Source organism: Kaistia dalseonensis, assembly GCF_030814715.1.
GTDB lineage: Bacteria > Pseudomonadota > Alphaproteobacteria > Rhizobiales > Kaistiaceae > Kaistia > Kaistia dalseonensis.
On record NZ_JAUSVO010000002.1, the window covers coordinates 201,656 to 224,209 of the forward strand.

Below are 22,554 nucleotides of genomic sequence, written 5' to 3' on the forward strand. Positions count from 1 at the left end.
GGCCGCCCACCTCCTGGGGGGCGGCCAAGCTCGAAGGCACGGCCGTGCCGGCCCTCGTGGAAGTCTCAGTAGGACTTGGAAGGCTTCGGATAGAGCTTCTCGGGCTTCTGGAGCACCGAGACGACATTCGTGCCATCGACGATTTCGGTCGGGATCTCGACCCAGCCGCCCGGGAACTTGTGATCGAGCGCATCGAGCGTCGCATGCATCGCCGCCTGCCCCATCAGGAACGGCACGGTGTTCACCGTGGCCGTGACGGTACCGGCCGCGATCTCCTCGAGGCCCGAGGTGTCGCCGTCATTTCCGAGGATGATGAGATCCTTGCGGTCCAGCGCCTTGGCGGCATAGGACGCGCCGATCGCCATGTAATCGTTCGCGGCGAAGATCAGATTGACCTCGGGATGGGCCTGCAGAAGGTCCATGGCGGCCGTGTTCCCGCCCTCGACGTTCCACTTGCCATCGATCGAGGCCACGACCTCGAAGTTGGGAGCGCCCTTGATGCCGTCGAGGAACCCGCCGACGCGTTCGGTCGAATGATAGCCCGGCTGCCCCTCGATCACGCCGACCTTCACGGGAGCGCCCGCGAACTTTGCGATCGCCCAGTCGGCGATCTTGTGGGTTCCCTTGCGTTGCGCATAGCCGACCACGCCATGGATGGGCGTCGGGAAGTTCGGGATGTCGGAGTTGATCATCACGACGGCGACACCCTTGTCGACCGCCTGCTTCAGAAGCGGTGCGGCCGCGCCCTCGTCATGGGTGCCGAAGATGATGGCGTCGACATTCTGCGTGAGAACGTCCTGGATCATGCCCATCTGGCCGTTGATGTCGGCGCCGCTCTGCGGAGCCAGCATGAACACATCGACGTTCTTGTTGGCAGCCACGGATTTGATGCCTTCGCCGATCGCGATGTAGTAGTTGAACTCGGTCGCGGGCGGCATGTAGGCGATGCGCAGCCGGCCATCGGCCTTGTGGATCGCGTCGATCGGCGCTTGCGCGCCTTGGGCGAGCGGCACGGGCGCGGGATAGTCCTGCGCGATGGCGAGCGATCCCGGCGCCGCCGTCAAGGCGAGCGCGAATGCCGCCAGGGCAATATGTTTCATGATAGTCCTCCCTTGGTTATTGCAGTCAATCAGCCGGCGAACGGAGTGTCGGCGACCCCTCGAACGCCCGGACGGATGGCGAAGAGCGAGCCCGACAGCGGGGCCCGTTCGAGATCTTCGGCGCCCGACATCAGGCGCGACGTAGTGATGAAGAGGGTGGCGAGATCGTCGCCCCCGAAGGCGCAACAGGTCGCTTTCGGCACGGGAAGCGTGACCCGGTGCGTGATGCGCCCGTCGAGGCCGTAGCGGACGACCTGTCCGCCCTCCCATTCGGCGTTCCAGACCCCGCCCTCGATATCCACGCAGGATCCGTCCGGCAGCCCCGGCTCGGCCGACATCTCCGCGAAGACACGGGCGGGACCGAGCCCATCCTGCCGATAAGCGTAGGCACGGATGCGGCGTTCCGGCGTATCGGCGAAGTACATCACCGAGCCGTCCGGCGAAAAGCACGTCGAATTCGCACAGGCGACGCCATCGATCAGCGTTTCGACGCCCAGATCCGCATTCACCCGGATGACGGAGCTGTCGGGATCACCGGAGGCTTCGTTCATCCCGCCCACGACGAACCGCCCCTGACGATCCGTGCGGCCGTCATTCAAGCGCGTATCGGCGTTCCCGGGCTCGAATGCAAAGAGCCTCTGCGCCTCGAGCAAGTCACCCGACCAGAGCTCCACGCCGTCGGCAAAGGCCATGATCCACCCGCCGCGACTGCGCGGAGCAAAGGCGCAGAGACGGCGGGGAAGCTCGATCCGCCCGCTCCTCTCGGATGCCGGCTCGTACCACCACAGCGCCTGGCCATGGATGTCCGTCCACCAAACCCGCCGATCGAGCGGATTCCACAGGACACCCTCGCCATGCCTGTTGCGGCAGTCGACAGCAAGTCTCGCCTCCACGTCGCGCCCTCCCCGGTCACGTCTGTGGGATGGAAGATATCTGCCATCTGATATACCAGTCAAGAGGGTGATTGCGCTGTCGTGGCTGATCGTTCACAGGCGACGGGCTATCTGGCCCAGACGAGCCCGCTCAGCGAAATATCGCAACGGACCGCCAGCTCGACTTTGACATCTGGTGCACCAAATACCATAGTAGAATGAAATTTACAGGAGTCGATATAATGGAACTGGAGCGCCCCTTGTCCCTGACCGCCCTCGTCACGGACCGCATCCGGTCCATGATCGTGGACGGGGATCTTCCGCTCGGCTCGTCCATATCCGAACGGGGCATTTCCGCTGATCTCAAGGTTTCCAAGACGCCCGTGCGCGAAGCACTGGCCCAGCTCAAGCATGAGGGCCTGGTGACCGTCGTGCCCCAGTCTGGCGCACGGGTGTTCACGCTCAGCGCGCGCGAGGTGCGCGAGATCTGCGCTTTTCGACGGGCGCTCGAGAAGGCAGCACTGCAGATAGCCATGGCTGAGAACCCGGCGCCGCTGCTTCGTGATCTCGAGGCCATCGAAGCGAAGATGAAGAAGGCGCTGGGGAAGGGCGACACCCGCAAATATCTGGAACTAGATACGGATTTTCACCTGGCGTTCTTTGCCAATTGCGGGAACTCCTATCTCAAGAACGCCTATGGCATCTATTCCGGCAAGATCTCGGCGCTACGAACGCATCTGGCCCAGAAGCCGCAGCACACCAACCTTTCGCTCAAGGAGCATGGCGAGATTGTCGATGCCGTTCGCAGGCGCGATATCGACGCGCTGCTCGACGTTCTCGATCGCCACATCGGACGGACGCAGGAGACCTACGAGATCGGCATAGAGGACATCTCGGTCGCCTGATCGGCGACCGTCAGTCGTCGGCCAACCCAATCCGTTGGCGAAGCTCGGCCGCCGCTCCCCGCAGGAGCAGGCAGTCGGTTTCCAGAACGCCGCGGCCCGCGGGCGTTCGGTGCCCGTAGAGTTCGAGTTCGCCATAAGCGCCGAAGCGGCCCGAATCATAGAACAGGGCAGCCGCCTGCCCGGTCGCGGCGCGATCGAGAGGCAAGGTTTCGGGGTAGGCTGACGCAACGGCCAGGACCGGCTGGCAGAGCACGGCAAAGGCCGTGTTTGCACCGAACGCCTTGAGATAGCCCATGTCGCCGCGACCGATCGCGTCCCGATGGCAGGCGACCTTGTAGAAGCCAGGCCCCGACATATCGACCTGCCAGTGGCCGTCGCGCGCCTTCAGCGCCGAACGGGGCGGGTCGCCAAATATCGCGGTTGTCGTGCCGCCATCGGAGGCGGAGGCGAACGCCATGCCGCCCGGCGCGACCTGACGGATGATCCAGGGCACGAGCGGCAGCGTTTCGCCGCCCGTCTGCCGAACCTCGACCCGCTGCCGATAGCCGGCGACGGCACGCGCCCCGACTGCTGCATTCGTCGCAAAGGGCTCGATCGTTCGACTGATCCGCACCCCGATGGAGCCCGTGCCGGAAGCGAGTGCGACATCCGCATCCAGAGAGAGAAGACAGCCCGCGCCTCGCCTCTCCAACCGCCATGACCCGGGATCGAGAGACGGATCAACCCGATAGGTCTCGATGACGTGGTTCGGGTCGGTGAAATTGAACAGCCCCTCAGGGGCGAGCCAGACGCGTTCTCCGCCGATATTCCATTGATGCTCGCGAAGCATCCGCGCAAATTCCGGCCGGTCCGGGCACCAGCCGAGCGGATCGTTGCCATCCATGAACGGACCAAAGACACGCCCGCCACTGGCGCTGACCACCAGCGAGGCGCCTTGTCCCAGTTCCAGCCGGAGAAAGCCGCGCTCCTCCTGCTCGATATCCTCCAGTAGCTGTCGCTCCGCGTCCATCGCTACCAGTCCGAGCCGGTCAACCGGGCCGTCAGGCGCGGAATGCCGACCTTGGCCACCCACGCGCCCCATTCGGTCAGCCGAACGCGGAAAGGCAACACGGCCGCCGCGCCATCCTGGGGAGAGAACCCGAGAACGGCGCGCGTCTCGTCGAGCGACCAACGCATCCCGGGATTGTCGGACATCAGGTTGACGATAGCGAAGCCTTCATGCGCCACTGTCGCGGCGGCCGTTGTCCCATCGAGGAAATCACGGTCGCTCAGCCACATCTGCTGGCCCCATCGGCCCATCGCCATGTGTGGGCCGGGCCGGTTGCCATGTGTCCACTGGGTCCAGCCGATGCGCAGGCAGATCACGCTGAGCCCATGCGCGGCAGAAAAATGGGCGCCGATCCGCTCGCCGGCCAGTTTTGACATGCCGTAGGGATTGACCGGATCGGGTACGGTGTCGGCGCCCAGTCGATCCTTGCGGAAGCGATAGCCGCCGAGAACCCAATTCGAGCTGGCGAACACCACGCGCGGCACCCCCGCCCGACGCGCCGCCTCGAACAGGTTGAGCACGGCATCGATATTGTGGGGCACCGCCGTCTTCCAGCCGGCATCGGGCGAGCGATCGGCAGCCAGATGCACGATGGCATCCTGCCCCTCCAGATGCCGTGCCCATCCATCATCGGCGCGCGACAGGTCGGCCGCGTGAATCGGCACGGGCCCCGACGCCGCGATCCGGTCGAGCCCCGTTACGCGGTGCCCTTCCTGCTGGAGATGCAAAGCCAGCTTTGCACCGAGATGGCCGGCCGCGCCGGTAACAACGATATTCTTGACCATCGGCCCATTCTTCAACGACGGACCGCCGGCCCATCCGGGTCGACGGCCCTGTCCTTCGTCAGGACTCAGGCTGACATGAACTCGGCCACATTGGCCTTGGTTACGCGCATCACGCCCGTGGACACCGTATCTGGCAGGGGATTGATCCCGGCCTTGGCGCTGTCCTTCACGATCTGGATCTTGTTCTCGTGCAGCCAGTGCAGAAGGTGGACCGCCAGATAGCTCTCCAGCCAGCTCTTCTGCGCGACGGCACCATCAATGGTTCCGTCGGCGATGTAGGGCAGCATGTCCGAATTGCGATCCATGGCGACGATCTTGACGGCACCGACCTTGCCGAGTTCGACCACGGCCAGAGCAGCCCCCTTGCCGCTGTCGCCATCCGTGCCGCCGATGCCGACGACATCGGGATGGGCCTGAAGCGCCTGGGAATAGGCCGTCGGCGCGTAGGATGGATCGGCCTTGTCGTTCACGACATCGACGACCTCGATTTCGGGATATTTCTCCGCGAAGACGTCCTTGTAGCCCCTCACGCGGTCGAGCGTTGACGGGGCCGGGAACGTTCCCAGCAGAACCTTGCCCTTGCCGCCGACCGCCTCCGCCAGCATCTCGCCGCCGACCCGGCCGGCGTCATAGTTCGATATGCCGAGGAAGGCCGTGCGCTTGGATTCAGGCACGTCGCCAATGATGCAGGCAACCGGAATGCCGGCTTCGATGGCGCGGTCGATGCCGGGCGCCAATGCGGCGGCATCACCCGGAAAAATCAGCAGTCCGGCCGGCCGGCGGGCGATCAGCTCGTCGAGCTGGCGTGCCTGGCCCGCCGTGTCGAAATCGAGCGGTCCGGTAAAGGTGGTCTTGACGCCGAGATCGGCCGCCGCGGCGTCGAGACCCGCGCGATGATCGACCCAGAAGGGCACCTGCGTCACGATCGACAGGAACACATATTCGGCGTCGCTCGCCTCGGCGGCGGCGGCGGTGGCCGAGCCAGCGGCCAGCGGCACGGCGGCTCCGACGCCGGCAGCCGCGATGGCGGCCAACAGGCCACGACGGTTCAGTTCAGCTTTTTCCATTGCGTTTTCCTCCTCTTGAAAGCAGCAGTCTTCAACTCTTTCGCCGGGTCAGCATGTCGACCGCCACGGCGATGACGAGAACGAGCCCCGTCACGATCATCTGCCAGTACATCGACACGGCCAGCATGGTCATCGCATTGGAAATGAGCGCCACGAACACGACGCCGAGGACGGCGCCGAAGATCGTTCCCTCTCCGCCCCGCAGGCTCGCGCCGCCGATCACAGCTGCCGCCAGAGCCTGCAGCTCCAGCCCGTTGCCGGCGGTCGGCGTTCCACTCATCAACCGTGACGCGAGCAGCACGCCCGCGACGGACGCCAGCAGGCCCGAGACCACGAAGCACACGATGCGGACACGATTGACGGCGATTCCGGAGAGGGCGGCGGCCTTCTCGCTCCCGCCGATGAAATAGACCTGACGCAGGAAGCGGGTCCGACGCAGAGCCACGTCGCCGGCAATCACGATGGCCACCATGATCCAGGCCATCAAAGGCAGGCCCAGAATCTGGGTCTTGCCGAAGACCCCGAAAGCGGGCGGCAGGCTCGACAGCGAAAACCCCTCGGTAAAGACAAGCGCCGCGCCACGCGCGATCGACATCGTGCCCAGCGTCGCGATGAGAGGGTTGACGCCGAGCATCGTCACGATCAGGCCGTTCGCCAGACCGAATCCGACGCCGACGAGCAAGGCCGCAAGAATGGCGAGCGGTATCGGCACTTTGGCGAGCAGCAGAAGCGCGACGACCGTGCTCGAAAGCGCCAGGACAGATCCGACCGAGAGATCGAACGAGCCCGAAACCAGCAGGATCGTCATGCCCACGACGATGATCGCCGTCGGCACCATGCCGACGACGATGGCCTGGAAGTTTGCCGGCGTCAGGAAATAGGGCGACAGGATGCTCATGCCGGCGATCAGCGCCGCGATCATGAGGAGAAGCGCCAGTTCGCGCAGGCTTCCGAGATGGCGGAGTCTGGACGATGTCGGCGCGGGATGGTCAATGGTTGCGGTCACGATCGAATGTCCTCGTGGGTCATGCAGCTCTGGGTGTTGCGCCGGCAGCCAGCGTCATCACCATCTCTTCGGTTGCCGTCGGACCGTCGACGATCCCGGCAATACGCCCGCGATGCAGAACCGCGATCCGATCGGAGAGCTCCAGCAGTTCGGGCAGGTCCGACGAGACCACCAGAACGGCGGCCCCCGCCCTCGCATGGGCGACGAGCTGATCGTGAATGTCGCGCTTGGCGCCGATATCCACGCCCTTTGTCGGCTCCTCGACCACCAGGATGGCAGGGTCGCGCCGAAGCCATTTGCCGAAGAGAACCTTCTGCTGATTGCCGCCGGAGAGCGCGCTCACGGCACGGCGGGGGCTGTCCGCCTTCACGCCATGACGCTTCATGACGCCGGCACCCGCGAGACGGATCGCATCGGCATTCATGAGGCCCAACCGCGACACGCTGGAAAGCCCGGCCGCCACGGCGTTTTCGGCAATCGGCATGTCGAGGAACAGGCCGAGCGTCTTGCGGTCATCCGGCACGTAGCCGAGCCCCAGAGCCATGGCGGCCCGCAGCGAGCCGGGATGATCGCGGCCCGCGAGGACGATCCGTCCCGAGGTCGACCGTTCGATCCCGGCGAGCAGCCTCGCCACGCTCTCGCGCCCCGAACCGTCCAGGCCCGCCACGCCCAGGATCTCGCCCCGGCGCAGCGAGAACGAGACGCCTTCGATCCGGCCGCGCGCGCCGACATCTTCAAACCGCGCGATCTCGTCACCGGCACTCACTCGTGACCTAACGGCGCGCTGCACGTCGCGCCCCACCATGGCGCGAACCATGGTGTCGCTGTCCATGCCGGCTGCCGGCCTGGTCCAGACCGTCGCCCCGTCCCGAAGCACGGTGATGCGGTCGGCGAGCGCGAGAACCTCATCAAGGTGATGGCTGATATAGATGATGGCGACGCCTTGGCTGCGCAGCGCACGCACCGCCCGGAACAGCGCCGATTTCTCATCGGGATTCAGTGCCGAGGTCGGCTCATCCAGGATCAGAACCCGCGCCCGGCCTTCGGTCCCCGCTGTAGCAGAGATCTGATCGAGCGCCTTGGCCACCTCGACCAGCTGCCGCTGGCTGGCCAGCAGGCGTCCGACCGTCATTTCCGGCTGAAGCTGGACCCCAAGCATGCGCAGGGCCTCGACCGAACGCGCCCACTGGCTGCGCCGATCGATCAGGCCGAACCGGCTCGGCGGGCGACCGGCGCAGATGTTCTCGGCGATGCTCAGGCCATCGACGAGGCTGAGTTCCTGAAAGACCGTGGCGATGCCGGCCGACTTCGCGTCGTGCGTCGTCTGGAAATCCCGGCGAACCCCGTCGACGACGAGCCGCCCGCTATCGGGACGAACCACGCCTGCAAGGACATTGATGAGGGTGGATTTGCCCGCGCCATTCTCGCCGACCAGGGCATGGACCTCACCTTCGGCGAGATCGAATGAAACCCCGTCGAGCGCACGCGTGGCGCCGAACGACTTCCGCACGTCCTCAAGTGAGACGACCGCACGCATCCAACCCCTCCCCGGTCGACCGCTACTGATATTTGGTATCTGACATACCAGTTGACTGTCAAGAGCGCGGCGATCGGCTTAGGGCTTCGTCCCGATCGGGGGCGGTCAGCCTACCTGTAGACCCAGCGGATCGGGCGAGATCGGCCGCGATCTTTGTGCCCGGGAGGCGGAGGCGATCACGCCGGACAGCCCCCGGAACGCTCGCGCCCAATTCATGTCAACGTCCTGCCGCGTGGCGCGAAGGCCCAATGCCTGCCTCGTCGCCTCTCTCGGAACGGGCCCGGCACGGGGGCCCGCAAGCGCGTCGGAGATGCTCCGCCGACATGGCAATCCACATTCAGTGAATTGCCATTTGAACTGGTATATCAGATATGATATCGCGGTATCGAAGAAGAGGATGGGCGCGGATCGGCCGGGCCATGCCCCGTCGGCGGCGCGTCATCGGTCCCATCCGACGCTCTCCAGCGGCAACAGCAATGCGCCCACCCCCGCCATCGCCGATAGAGCGGACGAAATTGCCGCCGGCCGCCCCACCAAAAGCCCGCATCGCCAACTTGCGCAACAGGCCAGGAACCTAGCCATGCCTCCCATGAAGACCGACCCGAACCCGCGGATGCCCTATCAGCATCCCAACCCCAAGGAGGCACTCCCCGATATCGTGATCGCCGAGGCGATACCGATGGACGAGCGCATCTGGGTGCCGCAAGGCGAGAATGTCTGGTTCCGCCCGCTCTGCCTCAACCGATCGCAGGGCTATTGGATGAACCTGCTGCGGGTCAGGAAGTCTGGCGTCCTTTCGCGCCATCGCCACCCACAGGCAGTGCATGGCCTCGTGCTGAAAGGCCGGTGGTTCTACCTGGAACATGACTGGATCGCGGAGGAAGGCGGTTACGTATTCGAGCCGCCGGGCGAGACGCACACGCTCGTCGTGCCGGACGATGTGGAAGAGATGATCACCTTCTTCCAGGTGAACGGCATCATGTATTACGTCGATGCCTTTGGTGAGCCGCTCGGCTTCGAGGACGTGTTCACCAAGATCGACATGTGCCGCGCGCATTACGCCAAAGTCGGACTGGGCGAAGATTATGTCGACCAATTCATCCGCTGACCGCATGGTCGACGTTGCGGCCTGTCTGAGGCCGGATCTGTTTTCCGGCCGGCAAGTTCTGGTCACCGGGGGAACCTCCGGCATCGGCGCCGCCATCAGCGCCGCCTTCCTGGCGCTTGGTGCCGACGTGCTTGCAACCGGCGTCACTAAGGGAGAGGTCGAGGCCGCGCGGCAGGCTCCGGAGCTGGCGCGTGCGCATATCGAGCAACTCAATGTTCGCGAACCGGCCAGTGTGACCGCGCTGATCGATGCGCTGCCGCGCCTTGATCATGTCGTGAACTGCGCCGGAGTCATCCGGCGCGGCGACGAGTTGGACCCGGCCGTGTTCGATGAGGTGGTGGACATCAACCTGAACGGCACGATGCGGGTTTGCGCCGCTGCGCGGGCGCGTCTCGCCGAACGCGGCGGGACGATCGTCAACACCGCCTCGATGCTGGCCTTTTTCGGCGGCGGCCTCGTTCCCGCCTATTCGGCCTCGAAGGGCGGGATAGCCCAGCTCACCAAGTCTCTCGCGATCGCCTATGCCGCGGAGGGAATCCGCGTCAACGCCATCGCTCCGGGCTGGATCGCCACGCCGCTGACCAAGGCGATCCGCGAGGATCCCGCGCGCGATGCGCAGATCACGGGCCGCACGGCGCTGAAACGTTGGGGCGAACCTTCGGAACTGGCGGGCGGCGTGCTGTTTCTTTCCTCTGCGCTCGCGAGCTTCGTTACCGGCTCCGTGCTCGTCATCGACGGCGGCTATCTGATCACGTGATCGCCCATTGATCGCTCATGGGGCGGTCATCGTCGCCAAGACGAAACCAGACCTGAGCGTCCGGCGCGACCGCCGAGACCGTGACGAAAATAGCCTGGCCCCGGAGGCAGCGCTCGGATTGGAGCGCTGCCCGAGGGCAAATCGAGACCTCGGAAGCAACGAACTCACCTTCCGCTGCCGCCCGAACCGGCCCCTCAGCCTTGCCGCGCCGCAAGATGGGCATAGACGTCCGCCACCGGCAGCACGTCCGCATATTTCTTCATCATGTCGTAGAGATTGGCGAAGTGCGGGCTCTCATGCAGGTCGGCGACGCATTCCTCGGGCACGATGGTGCGATAGCCGCGCGAAAGCGCATCGACGACGGTTGCCCGCACACAGCCTGATGTGGAGCCGCCGGTGACGATCACCGTATCGCAGCGGTGCCAGACGGCGAGCGATTGCAGCGGCGTCTCATGGAATGCCGATGGCATCTTCTTGTTGTAGATGATGTCGCGGCCATGCTCGATGACGAGGCGGTCGTCGAACTCGGCACGGGCCTCCCCGAGCTTGACGTTCTTCAGCGCGTCCGGCCCCTCGCCTGTCGAACCGAACACGCCGCAATCCTCGCCCGACGCGACATAGCCGACATAGGTCCACACCACGGGCAGGCCCTGCTCCCGAAACATCGCCGCGAGACGGTTCACATGATCAATCTGGTGCGGGTCGGTCTCATAGGCAGTCGCGAACTGGCCGACCGCCGTATAGGCCTTCTGAAAATCGACATTCACGAGAATCGGCTTCTCGCCGAAGCCGAAGGGCGGATGGACGGGATTGGCCTTCAGCGCCTCGTACATCTCCCTGGCGGTCATGCTGGACGTCTGCATCGAATCCCTCGCATCTGGCCGAATTTCCATATTAAGTCCGATCTTTCAATCGGCCCTCATGGCGTCAATCGACAGCTAAAATCACGATTTTCTGTATCGATTTGTTTACATAAGTCCGGTCTTTCTTCTACCATATTTTCTCATTCATTTTCTCATAGCAAGCTCGATGCCACAGGAGAGAGCGATGCCGACGACGACCCCATCCGAAGGGCTGCATCGCCTGACGGCCACCGCCGCAGCCGCGGCGATCGCAGCCGGCGAGCTGACGTCGGAGGCGCTCGCCCGAGCGCTGCTCGACCGGATCGCCGCACGCGATCCCGCGCTGAAGGCCTGGAGCTTCGTCGATCGCGACGCGGTGCTGCGGACCGCGCGCGAGCTGGACCGTTCGCCGTCCAAGGGACCTCTGCATGGTGTGCCGATCGGCATCAAGGACATGATCGATACCGCCGACATGCCGACACAGCACAACTCGCCGATCTATGTCGCCCATCAGCCGTCGCTGGATGCGGCCTGTGTCGAGACATTGCGCGCCGCTGGCGCGCTGATCATCGGCAAGACCGAGACGCTCGAATTCGCCGCCGCCGGCCGCTATGCGCCGACGGGCAACCCGCATGATCTCAGCCGCTCGCCCGGCGGCTCGTCGAGCGGTTCGGCCGCCGCCGTCGCCGATTTCCAGGTGCCGCTGGCGCTCGGAACGCAGACGGGTGGATCGACCATCCGTCCGGCCTCGTTCTGCGGCGCCTTCGCGCTGAAGCCAACCTGGGGCGCCGTCAGCCGCGAAGGCGCCAAGTTCTATTCGGTCACCTTCGACACGATCGGCTGGTACGCCCGCAGCGTCGAGGACCTCGATCTGCTGGCCGAAGTCTATGGCATTGTCGACGATGCACCGCCGCGCACGGGCCCGCTTGCCGGCCGCCGCATCGGCTATTGCCTGCCCTTCCCGGACGCGACCAGCGCCGACAGCCGCGAGGCCGTCCTGGCGGCGGTCCGCCACATGCGCGCCGAAGGCGCGGAAGTGGTCGAGATCGCCCTGCCATCGGTGTTCGCGACATTGAACGATGTCCATAGGGTCATCCTGTTCAGCGAGGGCCGCAGCGCCTTCCTGAATCTCTACCGGGCGCATTTCGGCGCACTGCACGAGGATTTCCGTCATCGCACCGAGAACCGCGATGGTTTTTCGCGGGCCGATCTCGTCCGCGCCTATGATACGGCCGCTTCGTGCCGGGTCGCGTTCGAGGAGATCGCATCGAGCTTCGATGCCATTCTCGCCCCGAGCGCGCCGGGCGTGGCCCCGCCCGGTCGTTGGCACGGCGATCCCGGGCAGAACCAGATCTGGACGCTGCTGCATGCGCCGGTCGTCAACGTGCCCGGCTTCTTCGGCGCGAACGGCCTGCCCGTCGGCGTCAGCCTGACCGGGCCGCGCTTCTTCGACCGGCAGGTGCTGGCCGTGGCGGCGGCGCTCGCCTCGAGCCTGCCCGAGACGGTGCGCGAGCCGGCCTGAGCCGGCACCGGCCGATTATCGGCCGTGCGCAGTGCGCGCCGGCGCCCGGCTAGACCATTTGATTTATCGCGCTTCCTTCACGCGAACCGGTGCCCACTTCGCTCGGAAGCGCTTTAGTGCCGGTGCGGAACCTTGAAATGGGCGATGGCGGCAACCACCGTTCCGGCGAGCGCCAGCACGCCGAAGAACGAGAAGGTAAGCGTATAGGATTGCGTGCCGCCATAGATCAGCGCGTAGGTCGACGGGCCGACCATCACGCCGATGAAGGTGTAAGTCAGCACTTCGCCCGTCAGCGTCCCGGCCGCGCCGGGGCTCAACTTCGCCGTCTCGGCCAGCAGGACGCCGTTCCAGCCGATCGAGCAGCCGCCAAGGATGCAGAGCACGATCAGCGTCACCAATTGGGCGGTGCCGGTCGCGAAATAGAGGAAGAAGCAGCACGCGGCCGTAACCGCGCCCAGGAACGAAAGCACCGCGAAGCCTGACTTGATCCAGTCAGCGACGAGGCCCCAGACGATGCGGCCGACGGCGCCGCAGGCTTGCACGCCAGCCACCATGGTTCCCGCGGCGATCGGCGTCCAGCCGAACTCGTCGACGAGCATGGCCACCGTGAAGGTGGAAACACAGAGCTGGATGGCGGAATAGAACAGTCCGAGCAGCGCGAGCGCGCGCAATCCCGGCATAGACCAGACGATCTTCTGGCCCTTCCAGATGCTGCCCACGACCGCAGCTGTCGGGTCGCGATCCGTATCCCAGACCTTCCGACGCGGATAAAAGGCCGCGCCGAGCGCGAGCGTCGCGAAGGCGAAGACCAGCAGCGCGACGCGCCAACCCGTCACCGCGCTCAAGGGCGGCATCACCAGCGCGGCGAGGATGCCGCCTACGGGAACGCCGGCCTGCTTGATCGAATAGACGAGATTGCGCTGTCGCGCCGGCGTGACGCGCTTCAAAATATGCGAGGAAGCCGGATTGTTGAACGCATAGCCGATGCCGATCAGCATCGACGCCAGCACCATCACCGGCAGGATCCCGCTCGCCAGGCCGATCAGACCAATGCCGGCGCAATAGAGCGCGAGCTGGGCGATGTGCGCCGAGCCGTAGCGCTTCACCATGCCGCCAGCGAGCGCCGAAGCGATGATGCCGGCGCAATAGATCAGGCTCACCTGGAAGCCGATCAGATGCGCCGATATGCCAAGATCGACCGATACGATCGTCGCGACCGTCGCCAGGGCCAACACGGAGGCCGTTGCCAGAACCTGCGACGCCGTGCAGATGGCAAGCGTGCCGGCAAGCTCGGGTTCCCGGGTGGCAACACCGTGGTTCGGAGCGAGCGGGACGTCGAAAGCGTCCGGTCGGATGTCACGTGAAGTCATGTGCAGCGCGGCTGGTCCCGTTCATATGTACGAACATAGACCAGAACTCGACGCGCCTTGCAACAGGTCTCGGAGCCCCGCCGCCAGTCGGCGGAAGGGGTCAGTTCCGCGTGATCGCCACCGAATAGAAGAAGCGATCCGCCGGCATGGTGTTGATCGCAACCTCGACGAGGCGCCGCCCGGTGCTGTAATAGCGCCGCGTGATCTGCAATGCCGGCGACCCCACCGGCGCATCGAGGCGCTTGGCCATGGCCTCGTCGATGAGGGTCGCGCGAATCTCCTGCTGGATATCGGAGAAGATCTCGCCGGTCTGCTTCTCGACCATGGCAAACAACGCCGAGCGCATGGTGCGCGGCAACTTCAAATTCTGGCTCACGCGTCCGTCGAGATAGACCTCGACCCAGGACATCGGCCGGCTTTCGCCGTCGACCGTGCGCGAACAATCAAGCCGGAGCCAGCGATGACCGGAGCGGCAGCCGAGTTCGGTCGCGAGCGCGCCACGGGCCGTCACCATCTCGCTCGAATGGATCACGACCTCCCAGTCATGCGCGATCTCGATCAGGTCGGAAACGGATGAGGCGGAATAGGTGAATTGGCGCCGGCTGCCCGAAGCCTCGACCCGCGTACCCACGCCCTTGCGGGCGGAAAGCTGGCCTTGCTGGCGCAAGACGCCGATCGCCTGGCGCACAGTCTGGCGGCTGACGCTATAGAGCGTCGCGAGTTCGACCTCGGTCGGCAGGAGCGATCCAACCGGATAGGTACCCGCGCGAATGGCGTCCTGAAGCGCGCGGGCGAGTGTCAGATAGCGCGGCGTCGAACCGGCCTTGCGGGTCGAATCGCCCGCCTCCGTGTCGACCAGACGCAGATCAGGCGCCACGACAGACGCTGGGGCCGATACCAGCTCTTCCAGCGATTCCGCTGCACCGGCTTCGATGGTCGCCGCATCTGCATTCTTCGCCGTGCTCGTCTTGCGTGTCTTCAATGCCGCTCCGACTGTCATCGCCGCCATTCCTCCCGGTTCCGCCCGCTTTTTTCCGGATCTTCGGCTTTGGACGGATTTATCTGCTGTCCAATCATAGCCCGGCCGCAGCGCTTCCGCCACCCGCCGGGCTGGCATCGACCAGACCAGAGCACTCACGGCGCGAGCCGTTGCGCCCAATTTGTGCAGCGCGGCAAGTCGTTGCGCAATTTGGCCTCAAATCGCCGCACCGCATGCTTTTGTCCGGACAAACTACGGCCTGATTGCACCCTCCGGAAGTTGGTACGGCGCTTGCTTTGAAGTCTCGCGTCTAGTCCGGACTTATGTCGGCGCCGCCGCATCCCGCCCATGGCGCCTGTCTTGGCCGCAGAGGGAGACTTCTGACTATGGTGCACATCGCTTCCGTCCGCGTGCCGGCATTGGCCGGCATCGCCGCCCTAATGGTTGCGGCTGCCGGCTCGCTGGCCGCCGTTTCGCCGGCCGCCGCCGCCGGACCCGACCTTGCCGCTGCGCAGGCCATCGTCGACGCGCATAGCAAGATCCCGGATTTCGTCCCGCCCGGCCCGCCGTTCGACGCCAAGGCCTGCATGGCCGGCAAGAAGCTGCTCTCCATCCCGGTCTCGAGCTCGATACCCTTCGTCGACGGCATCGAAAGCTCGATGGCCGGCGTCGCCAAGGAAATCGGCTTCGAGTTCCAGCAGTGGAAGAACCAGGGCCAGCCGACCCAATGGGTCCAGGGCATGGAGTTCGGCACGAATAACGGCTTTACCGCGATCGACCTGATGGGCGGCATCATCCCGTCCTCGCTCGGCCCGCAGGTTGCCGCCGCGAAGGCGGCCGGCGTGCATGTCTTCGCCTCGCACTATGCCGACACGACGCAGCCGCGAGACCCGGCCGCCGAGGTCAATCTCGCGCTGCCGTTCAACGAGGTCGGCAAGACGATCGCCGCGTGGATCACGGTGAAAACCGGCGGCAAGGCCAACGTGCTGATCATCGGCTCGGAAGACGTGCTGCCGACCGATCCCTACCGCAAGAAGATCGAATCGACGCTGGACGAGCTCTGCGGCGACGGCTGCAAGCACAGCTACGTCAACGTGACGATTCCGAACTGGTCAACCAAGATCCAGACCACCGTGCAGTCGGCACTGATCGCCGATCCGACGATCAACTACATCGTTCCAGTCTACGACAGCATGTCGCAATTCGTTCTGCCGGCGCTGACGATCACCGGACGGAAGGACGTCAAGATCGCGACCTTCAACGGTACGCCGTTCATCATCGACATGATCCAGAAGGGCGATGTCGAGATGGATGTCGGCGAGAGCCTCGGCTGGATCGCACGCTCGACGCTCGACGGCTACATGCGCAAGCTCTGCGGCCTCGAGACCTACGACACGCTGAACGTGCCACTCTACATCTTCTCGGCCGAGAATGCGAAGGATGCCGGCGTGCCGGCCGATTTCGACAAGGGCTATGGCGACAAGCATGTGGATGGCTTCGCCAAGCTGTGGGGGCTGAAGTGATCGCCGATCCGAGGCAGGACGACCTGCCTCGGAAAGTGCCGGGGGAAGCCCCGGCACTTTCCATCCGGCATCTGTCCAAGCGCTTCGGCAGTTCACTGGTGCTGAACGACGTCGCGCTCGACGTCATGCCGGGCGAAGTGCACGGCCTGCTCGGCCAGAATGGTTCCGGCAAGTCGACGCTGATCAAGGTGCTCGCCGGCTTTCATGACCCGGAGCCGGGCGCGGAACTTTCAATGTATGGCGAGGCCGCCGAACTGCCGATGCCGGCCGGCGCGGCGCGGCGCCTTGGCATCGCCTTCGTGCACCAGCATCTCGGCCTGATCCCGTCGCTGTCGGTGCTCGAAAACCTCTTGCTCGGAGATCTCGCGGCCGCCAATCTCTGGCGGATCGACTGGCGGCGCGAGGCGGCCAAGGCACGCGAAACCTTCGCCCGCTTCGGGCTCGATATCGACCCCCGCGCACGGATCGGCGACCTGCCGCAGGTTTCGCGCGCACTGGTCGCAATCGTTCGCGCCTTCGAGGATGTGCGCCAGCATTCGGCCGGCGGACGCGGCTTGCTCATTCTCGACGAGCCGACGCCCTTCCTGCCGAAGGCCGGTGTCGACCAGTTGTTCGGGCTCGTGCGCGGCATCGTCAAGGCTGGCGCCAGCGTCATCTTCGTCTCGCACGATATCGATGAAATTCGTGAGATCACCGACCGGGCGACGATCCTGCGCGACGGCAATCTCGCCGGCACGGTCGTGTCGAAGACGGCCGACCACGACCAGTTCATCGAGCTGATCGTCGGCCGCCGCGTTTCGCTCTATCAAGCCGAGAAGCCTGAATTCTCCGGCCGGCCCGTGGCAGCCACGATCCGTAATGCCGGCGGAGGACTCGTCGACAACGTCTCCTTCGATGTGCGGAAGGGCGAGATCGTCGGGCTGACCGGGTTGATCGGATCCGGCTCCGATGCACTGCCCTATCTGCTCTATGGCGCAAAGCCGGCCACTTCGGGCACGATCGAAATCGCTGGAAACAAGCCATTGCCGCTTGCTGGGCTAAAACCCGGCAATGCGATGGCGGCAAAGATCGCGTTCCTCCCGGCTGATCGTCTCGGCGCGGCCGGCGTCGGCAACCTCACTATTGCCGACAACATGTCGCTTCCCGTCCTGACCGAATTCCGCAACTGGAGCGGGCTCGACTGGGGCGCGATAACCGAACGCGCGCGCCAGCTCGGCCAGCGCTACGACGTCCGCCCCAATCGGCCGGAGCTCAATCTATCAGCGCTCAGCGGCGGCAACGCCCAGAAGGTGCTGATGGCGAAATGGCTCCAGACCGAGCCGGCGCTGCTGATGCTCGACGAGCCGACGCAAGGCGTCGATGTCGGCGCGCGCCAGCACCTGTTCGCTGCCCTCGATTCCGCAGCCGAAAAGGGAACATCGATCCTGGTCGCGAGCACCGATTCCGAGCAGCTCGCCCAGATCTGCCACCGCGTTCTCGTCTTCGCCCGCGGCCGCATCGTCAAGGAACTGACGGGCGCTGAGATCACGAAGGACAGGATCGCCGAGGAGTGCCTGAGGAGCATGAGTTCCGCAACCCTATCGGAGGCCGCATGAGCCAGGTTCACACTGAGAGCAGCCCTACCCGGATGGCGCCCCGTGGCGGCGCATCCCGTGCGCCGTTCCAATGGGCGCGCTTTGCCGAATCCTTCGCGCTGGTCGGCGCGTTGCTGATCCTGTTCGCGATCTTCGGCATATTGAAGCCGCAGGCCTTCCTGTCCTGGGCCAACATCTCAACCATGCTCGGCTCACAGGCCGTGCTGGTTCTGCTGACGCTCGCCCTGATCATCCCGCTGACCGCGGGTGATTTCGACCTTTCCATTGCCGCGACGCTCACCATGTCGGCGATGACCATCGCGGTCCTCAATGCGCAGATGGGCATTCCGCTCGCTGGCGCCGTGGCCGTCGCAATCGCGATTGGCGCAATCATCGGCTGCGTCAATGCAGGCTTCATCCTGTATTTCCGCATCCCCTCGCTGATCGTCACGCTCGGCACGGGCACCTTCATCAATGGTCTCGTGCTCTGGATCAGCAATTCCAACACGATCAGCGGTATCGATCCCTTCCTGGTCACCTATGTCGTGGTGACGCGTGTCTTCGGCATCCCGCTCGCCTTCTACTACGCGCTCGGGCTCTGCATCCTGCTCTGGTACTTCTTCGGGTTCACGGCCGCCGGCCGGCGCCTGCTGTTCGTGGGGCGTGGACGCGAGGTGGCGCGTCTTTCGGGCATCCCCGTCGACAGGGTGCGGTTTGCTGCCCTGGTCTGCTCCGGCGTGCTCAGCGCGATCACGGGCATGATGTATGCCGGCACGATCGGCGCGGCGGATCCGAACTCGGGCAACACCTTCCTCCTGCCGGCCTTCGCCGCCGCCTTCCTCGGCGCGACGAGCATAACGCCGGGACGCTTCAACGCCTGGGGATCGCTGGTCGCGGTGTATTTCCTGGTCATCGGCATTACGGGGCTGACGATGCTCGGCATCGATACCTTCGTGCAGAACCTGTTTTATGGTGGCGCGCTGGTGCTGGCCGTGGCGTTGTCGCAGCTCGTACGCAAGCGCGAAGCGCAGGACTTCAGCTAACCGAAGGATTGCGCGCGACGGACACGCCGCCGCACCAAATCAATATCCTGCAAAGGCGCCCGGTCACCCGGGCGTCACGCATGCCCGAGACCCGCCTCGGCGACTGCCTTGGAAGCGCTCCCTTAGGGCTCGACGTCGTCCCGCAGGTGTCTCCGCCTCCAATGGCTTCAAGGGGACGTCCGCTCGGAGCGGGAACAATATTCCTGAATCCCGAACACTCCAAATCCTGAACATCAAAGGTTGTTTTACGTCAATATTGCCGTTTGACGCGAAGCCGCTAGTATTCCGCCGAATTCTCTCAGGGAGTGTCGGCGATGAAGATGTTAGGCGGAAGATGGGCGGCCCTTGGCGCTTTGGCGCTTATGGGCAGCGTGATGGTGGCGCATGCCGAGCCGAAATATTCAGCCGATGTGCCCGAAAAGATCACTACGCCCGAGAGTGTCGACACGCGGATCGGTACGTTAAAATTCAAGAATGGCGCGCCCGATGCGGCCACGTCGTCGCTGGTCTATGACAATCTGGACCACATGCGCGGGGTGCAGGCTTTTCTGCGCGGCATGTCCGCCACCTCGGTGCGCGCGCTCTGCAACGGGCTCGAGAGCGTGGGCGTGAAGGCTAATCGTACCTTCGGCATTACCGAAGACCTGATGGACGCACGGAGCCTGTTCCTCACGCCGAACACCACGACGGTCTATGTGTTTACCTGCCTGGACCTGTCGGACGGCCCGATCGTGATGGAGGTGCCGACGGGCGTATTGGGGCCTGTGGACGACGCCGATTTCCGCTGGGTCACCGATATCGGCCTGACAGGACCGGATGCCGGCAAGGGCGGCCAATACCTGTTCGTGCCGCCAGGATACAAGGACGCCCTGCCGACCGAGGGCTATTTCCAGGCGAAGCCCAGCACCAACACCCTGCTCGTGTTCTTCCGAGCCTTCGTGAAGAACGGCGATATCGCCGGCGCGGTCCAGCACGTGAAGACGGGCGCGAAGCTCTATCCGCTCCACGCCACGACCGAGAACGGCGAGCCGCCGGAGACCGAGTGGGTGAATACGTCGGGCCTGAAGTTCAACACGATCAGCGCCAACGATTTCAGCTTCTATGATGAGCTGAACCAGGTCGTGCAAAAGGAACCGGCGGACTTCGTCGATCCCGACGTCGTGGGCCTCTACGCCTCGATCGGCATCCGGAAGGGCCAACCCTTCGCGCCCGACGAGCGCATGAAGAAGATCCTGACCGATGCCGTGGCGGTGGGCAACGCAACCGCACGCACCATCGTCTTCGACAGTCGCGACCCCGGGACCAAGTTCTATCCCGATCGTGCGTGGATGACCCCCTTCGTGGGCGGCAGCTACCAGTTCCTCGATGGAGCCGCGCGTCTTCTCAATGCGCGCACCATGTTCTTCTACTTCGCGACCGGCATAACCCCCGCCATGTCCATGGCCAAGGTTGGCTCAGGCTCGGCCTATGCAGGGGCAGTAAAGGATTCGAACGGCGCCTATCTGGATGGCGGGAAGACCTACAAGGTCACGCTGCCGGGGCCGATTCCGGCCAAGGACTTCTGGTCCTTCGTCGTCTATGACAATGAAACGCGCTCGCTGCTGGAGACCGATCAGAAGTTCGCCGGCGTCGACAGCAACGATCCGAAGCTGAAGCTGGCAGCGGACGGTTCGGCGACGGTCTGGTTCGGACCGAAAGCGCCCGAGGGGCAGGAGAGCAACTGGGTGCAGACCACGCCGGGCAAAGGCTGGAACGTGCTGCTGCGTCTCTATGGTCCGCTCGAGCCCTGGTTCGACAAGAGCTGGAAGCCAGGCGACATCGAACTGGTGAAGTGATCACCACGCGACAAGATGGAACGGGTCGCCGCAATGGCGGCCCGGACAGCCTGGAGATGGGCGTCCTTGCTACGCTTCAGCGGCGGCGGAGATGAAGATCGAGCACAGGGGCGGGCTCGGCGAATTCGTCGAGCGTCCGCTTCGTGTTGGCGACATTCGAGCGCACGATCTTCGCGATCTCGCGCATCCGCGCCAGCGCCTCCGGCGTGAAATCGGCCGGCAGGCGAACGTCGGCGAAATTGTCGTCTGACATCGAAGCCCCTCAGAATGTCGGGAAGTGCGAGCGCCACGGCGTCGCGGTCTCATAGGCATGGCCGACGCGCAGGACCATCGCCTCGTCGAACCATCGACCGACGATCTGCGCACTCGTCGGCAGGCCTTCGCTATCGAAACCGGTGCAGATCGACAGCGCCGGATGGCCCGACATGCTGAAGGGCGTTGCGGCCGTATCGCCGATGAACGCACCGAGGCCGGCGGCGTCCGTGAAGGCAGGCGCCACATGGAAAGCCGAGGGCAACAGCAGCGCATCGAAGCCCGAGAGCAAGGCGTCGGTCATTTCGGCGAGCGTCCGCCGCTCGCGCAGCGCGGCGAGATAATCGACGGCCGAGATTTGAAGCCCAGCCGTCATCTTGTCGCGCAGCGCCTGGCCCATGAGATGCCAGCCCGACTGGAAATCGGCCTCGTGGATCGAATAGGACTCAGCCCAGTTGATGATCGACGCGGCCGAGCGATAGCGCAGCACCGGCGCGGGAAGCTCCGTTTCCACGAGGATCGCGCCGGCCGCCTGCAGAACCCGCGCGGCCTCGGCGAGATTGGCGAGAACGTCCGGATCGGGATGCACGCCGCCACAATCCATGTCGCGGATCACGCCGATGCGAAGCCCGGCCACACCCTTGTTCAGATCGGAGCGGAAATCGGCGGGCTTGTCGACGCTGATCGGGTCCGAAGGATCGAAACCCGAGAGCGCCTCAGCGACGATCGCGCAATCTTCGACATTCCAGCAGAGCGGGCCAGCGACGTCGAAGGCCCAGCAATTGGGAAAGATGCCGTGCCGGCTGATGCGTCCGGTCGTGGATTTGAGGCCCTGCAGGCCGCAGGCGGCGGCCGGGAGGCGGACCGATCCGCCGGTATCGCTGCCGAGCGCGAACAGCGCAGTGCGCCCGGCGACCGATGCACCCGCCCCCGTCGACGAACCGCCCGTGTAGCGATCGAGGTTCCAGGGGTTGCGAGCATAGGGAAACGGCAGGTCGTCATAGAAGGGGCCCATGCCCGTGCCATATTCCCAGGTGTTGAGCTTGCCGAGCAGGATCGCGCCGGCCTCCCTCAGCCTCACGATCGCCGTGGCGTCAAAATCCGGCACGGCATCGAGCCGAAGCCGCGAATTTGCCGTCGTGCGCACGCCCTTCGTGAAGTAATTGTCCTTCACGGCATAGGGCAGCCCATGCAGCGGGCCGCGATACTCTCCCGCCGCGATCTCCGCCTCGGCCTGAGAGGCTGCCGCGCGCGCCTCGTCGGCCAGCACTGTGATATAGCTGCGCAGGCGGCCATCCACGGTCTCGATGCGATCGAGATAGGCATCGACGAGTTCGACGGGCGAGAGAGCGCGGGCGGCGATGGCGTCCGATGCCTGGCGCAGCGTCAGCCCGAGGATCGCTTCGGGCTTTGTCCTGTCGATCACCAT

At 64.8% G+C, this 22,554-nt stretch carries 20 protein-coding genes; 8 read left to right on the forward strand and 12 right to left on the reverse strand.

Features of this window, described 5'->3' with window-relative positions; genetic code table 11:
• Positions 1–65: 65 nt before the first annotated feature.
• Together QO014_RS07100 and QO014_RS07105 are read right to left on the reverse strand one after the other, a co-directional pair.
• Complete coding sequence (locus QO014_RS07100; protein ID WP_266347980.1) at positions 66–1,100, reverse strand: sugar ABC transporter substrate-binding protein; 1,035 nt, start codon at positions 1,098–1,100, stop codon at positions 66–68.
• 29 nt (positions 1,101–1,129) lie between these two features.
• The gene (locus QO014_RS07105; protein WP_266347981.1) at positions 1,130–1,993 is read right to left on the reverse strand and encodes an SMP-30/gluconolactonase/LRE family protein; all 864 of its coding nucleotides are present in this window, start codon (positions 1,991–1,993) and stop codon (positions 1,130–1,132) included.
• A gap of 239 nt (positions 1,994–2,232) precedes the next feature.
• On the opposite strand from QO014_RS07105, the gene QO014_RS07110 reads away from it, so the two are divergent.
• Positions 2,233–2,877, forward strand: coding sequence for a GntR family transcriptional regulator (locus tag QO014_RS07110; RefSeq protein WP_266347982.1), 645 nt, complete (start codon positions 2,233–2,235; stop codon positions 2,875–2,877).
• A gap of 10 nt (positions 2,878–2,887) precedes the next feature.
• Here QO014_RS07110 and QO014_RS07115 read toward each other — a convergent pair whose 3' ends face one another.
• The 5 genes from QO014_RS07115 to QO014_RS07135 form a co-directional block, all read right to left on the reverse strand.
• Entirely contained in the window at positions 2,888–3,886 is a 999-nt protein-coding gene (locus tag QO014_RS07115; RefSeq protein ID WP_266347983.1) for a hypothetical protein, read from the reverse strand.
• A 2-nt stretch (positions 3,887–3,888) separates the two neighbouring features.
• Entirely contained in the window at positions 3,889–4,710 is an 822-nt protein-coding gene (locus QO014_RS07120) for an NAD-dependent epimerase/dehydratase family protein (protein ID WP_266347984.1), read from the reverse strand.
• Positions 4,711–4,775: 65 nt separating this feature from the next.
• Positions 4,776–5,777, reverse strand: a complete 1,002-nt coding sequence (locus tag QO014_RS07125) for a substrate-binding domain-containing protein (RefSeq protein ID WP_266347985.1) — start codon at positions 5,775–5,777, stop codon at positions 4,776–4,778.
• A gap of 31 nt (positions 5,778–5,808) precedes the next feature.
• Positions 5,809–6,783 carry an ABC transporter permease gene (locus QO014_RS07130; RefSeq protein WP_266347986.1) on the reverse strand — a complete coding sequence of 325 codons (975 nt, stop codon included), beginning with the start codon at positions 6,781–6,783 and terminating at the stop codon, positions 5,809–5,811.
• Between the two features lie 19 nt (positions 6,784–6,802).
• Positions 6,803–8,320 carry a sugar ABC transporter ATP-binding protein gene (locus tag QO014_RS07135; RefSeq protein ID WP_266347987.1) on the reverse strand — a complete coding sequence of 506 codons (1,518 nt, stop codon included), beginning with the start codon at positions 8,318–8,320 and terminating at the stop codon, positions 6,803–6,805.
• A 580-nt stretch (positions 8,321–8,900) separates the two neighbouring features.
• Here QO014_RS07135 and QO014_RS07140 point away from each other — a divergent pair.
• Positions 8,901–9,428 carry a 2,4'-dihydroxyacetophenone dioxygenase family protein gene (locus QO014_RS07140; RefSeq protein WP_266347988.1) on the forward strand — a complete coding sequence of 176 codons (528 nt, stop codon included), beginning with the start codon at positions 8,901–8,903 and terminating at the stop codon, positions 9,426–9,428.
• Positions 9,406–10,185: an SDR family NAD(P)-dependent oxidoreductase gene (locus QO014_RS07145; RefSeq protein ID WP_266347989.1), complete on the forward strand. Its 780-nt coding sequence runs from the start codon at positions 9,406–9,408 to the stop codon at positions 10,183–10,185. Before QO014_RS07140 ends, QO014_RS07145 begins: the two co-directional genes overlap by 23 nt.
• A gap of 194 nt (positions 10,186–10,379) precedes the next feature.
• Here the strand turns inward: QO014_RS07145 and QO014_RS07150 are convergent, their stop codons facing one another.
• The gene (locus tag QO014_RS07150; RefSeq protein ID WP_266347990.1) at positions 10,380–11,048 is read right to left on the reverse strand and encodes an isochorismatase family protein; all 669 of its coding nucleotides are present in this window, start codon (positions 11,046–11,048) and stop codon (positions 10,380–10,382) included.
• Between the two features lie 184 nt (positions 11,049–11,232).
• Here QO014_RS07150 and QO014_RS07155 point away from each other — a divergent pair, with 184 nt between their 5' ends.
• On the forward strand, positions 11,233–12,549 hold the full coding sequence (locus QO014_RS07155) for an amidase (RefSeq protein ID WP_266347991.1): 1,317 nt from the start codon (positions 11,233–11,235) through the stop codon (positions 12,547–12,549).
• A 113-nt stretch (positions 12,550–12,662) separates the two neighbouring features.
• Here the strand turns inward: QO014_RS07155 and QO014_RS07160 are convergent, their stop codons facing one another.
• Entirely contained in the window at positions 12,663–13,919 is a 1,257-nt protein-coding gene (locus QO014_RS07160) for an MFS transporter (RefSeq protein WP_266347992.1), read from the reverse strand.
• A gap of 100 nt (positions 13,920–14,019) precedes the next feature.
• The gene (locus QO014_RS07165) at positions 14,020–14,919 is read right to left on the reverse strand and encodes a GntR family transcriptional regulator (RefSeq protein ID WP_266347993.1); all 900 of its coding nucleotides are present in this window, start codon (positions 14,917–14,919) and stop codon (positions 14,020–14,022) included.
• A 365-nt stretch (positions 14,920–15,284) separates the two neighbouring features.
• Between QO014_RS07165 and QO014_RS07170 the strand changes: the two genes are divergently transcribed.
• From QO014_RS07170 to QO014_RS07185, 4 genes are all read left to right on the forward strand, one after another.
• A complete protein-coding gene (locus QO014_RS07170; protein WP_266347994.1) occupies positions 15,285–16,421 on the forward strand; it encodes a sugar ABC transporter substrate-binding protein in 1,137 nt (378 codons plus the stop codon).
• Positions 16,418–18,016, forward strand: coding sequence for a sugar ABC transporter ATP-binding protein (locus QO014_RS07175; protein WP_266347995.1), 1,599 nt, complete (start codon positions 16,418–16,420; stop codon positions 18,014–18,016). Before QO014_RS07170 ends, QO014_RS07175 begins: the two co-directional genes overlap by 4 nt.
• Positions 18,013–19,038: an ABC transporter permease gene (locus QO014_RS07180; RefSeq protein WP_266347996.1), complete on the forward strand. Its 1,026-nt coding sequence runs from the start codon at positions 18,013–18,015 to the stop codon at positions 19,036–19,038. Before QO014_RS07175 ends, QO014_RS07180 begins: the two co-directional genes overlap by 4 nt.
• 314 nt (positions 19,039–19,352) lie before the next feature.
• A complete protein-coding gene (locus QO014_RS07185; RefSeq protein ID WP_266347997.1) occupies positions 19,353–20,873 on the forward strand; it encodes a DUF1254 domain-containing protein in 1,521 nt (506 codons plus the stop codon).
• Between the two features lie 76 nt (positions 20,874–20,949).
• On the opposite strand, the gene QO014_RS07190 is transcribed toward QO014_RS07185, so the two are convergent.
• Together QO014_RS07190 and QO014_RS07195 are read right to left on the reverse strand one after the other, a co-directional pair.
• A complete protein-coding gene (locus tag QO014_RS07190; protein ID WP_266347998.1) occupies positions 20,950–21,126 on the reverse strand; it encodes a hypothetical protein in 177 nt (58 codons plus the stop codon).
• Between the two features lie 9 nt (positions 21,127–21,135).
• Positions 21,136–22,554: an amidase gene (locus tag QO014_RS07195; RefSeq protein WP_266347999.1), complete on the reverse strand. Its 1,419-nt coding sequence runs from the start codon at positions 22,552–22,554 to the stop codon at positions 21,136–21,138.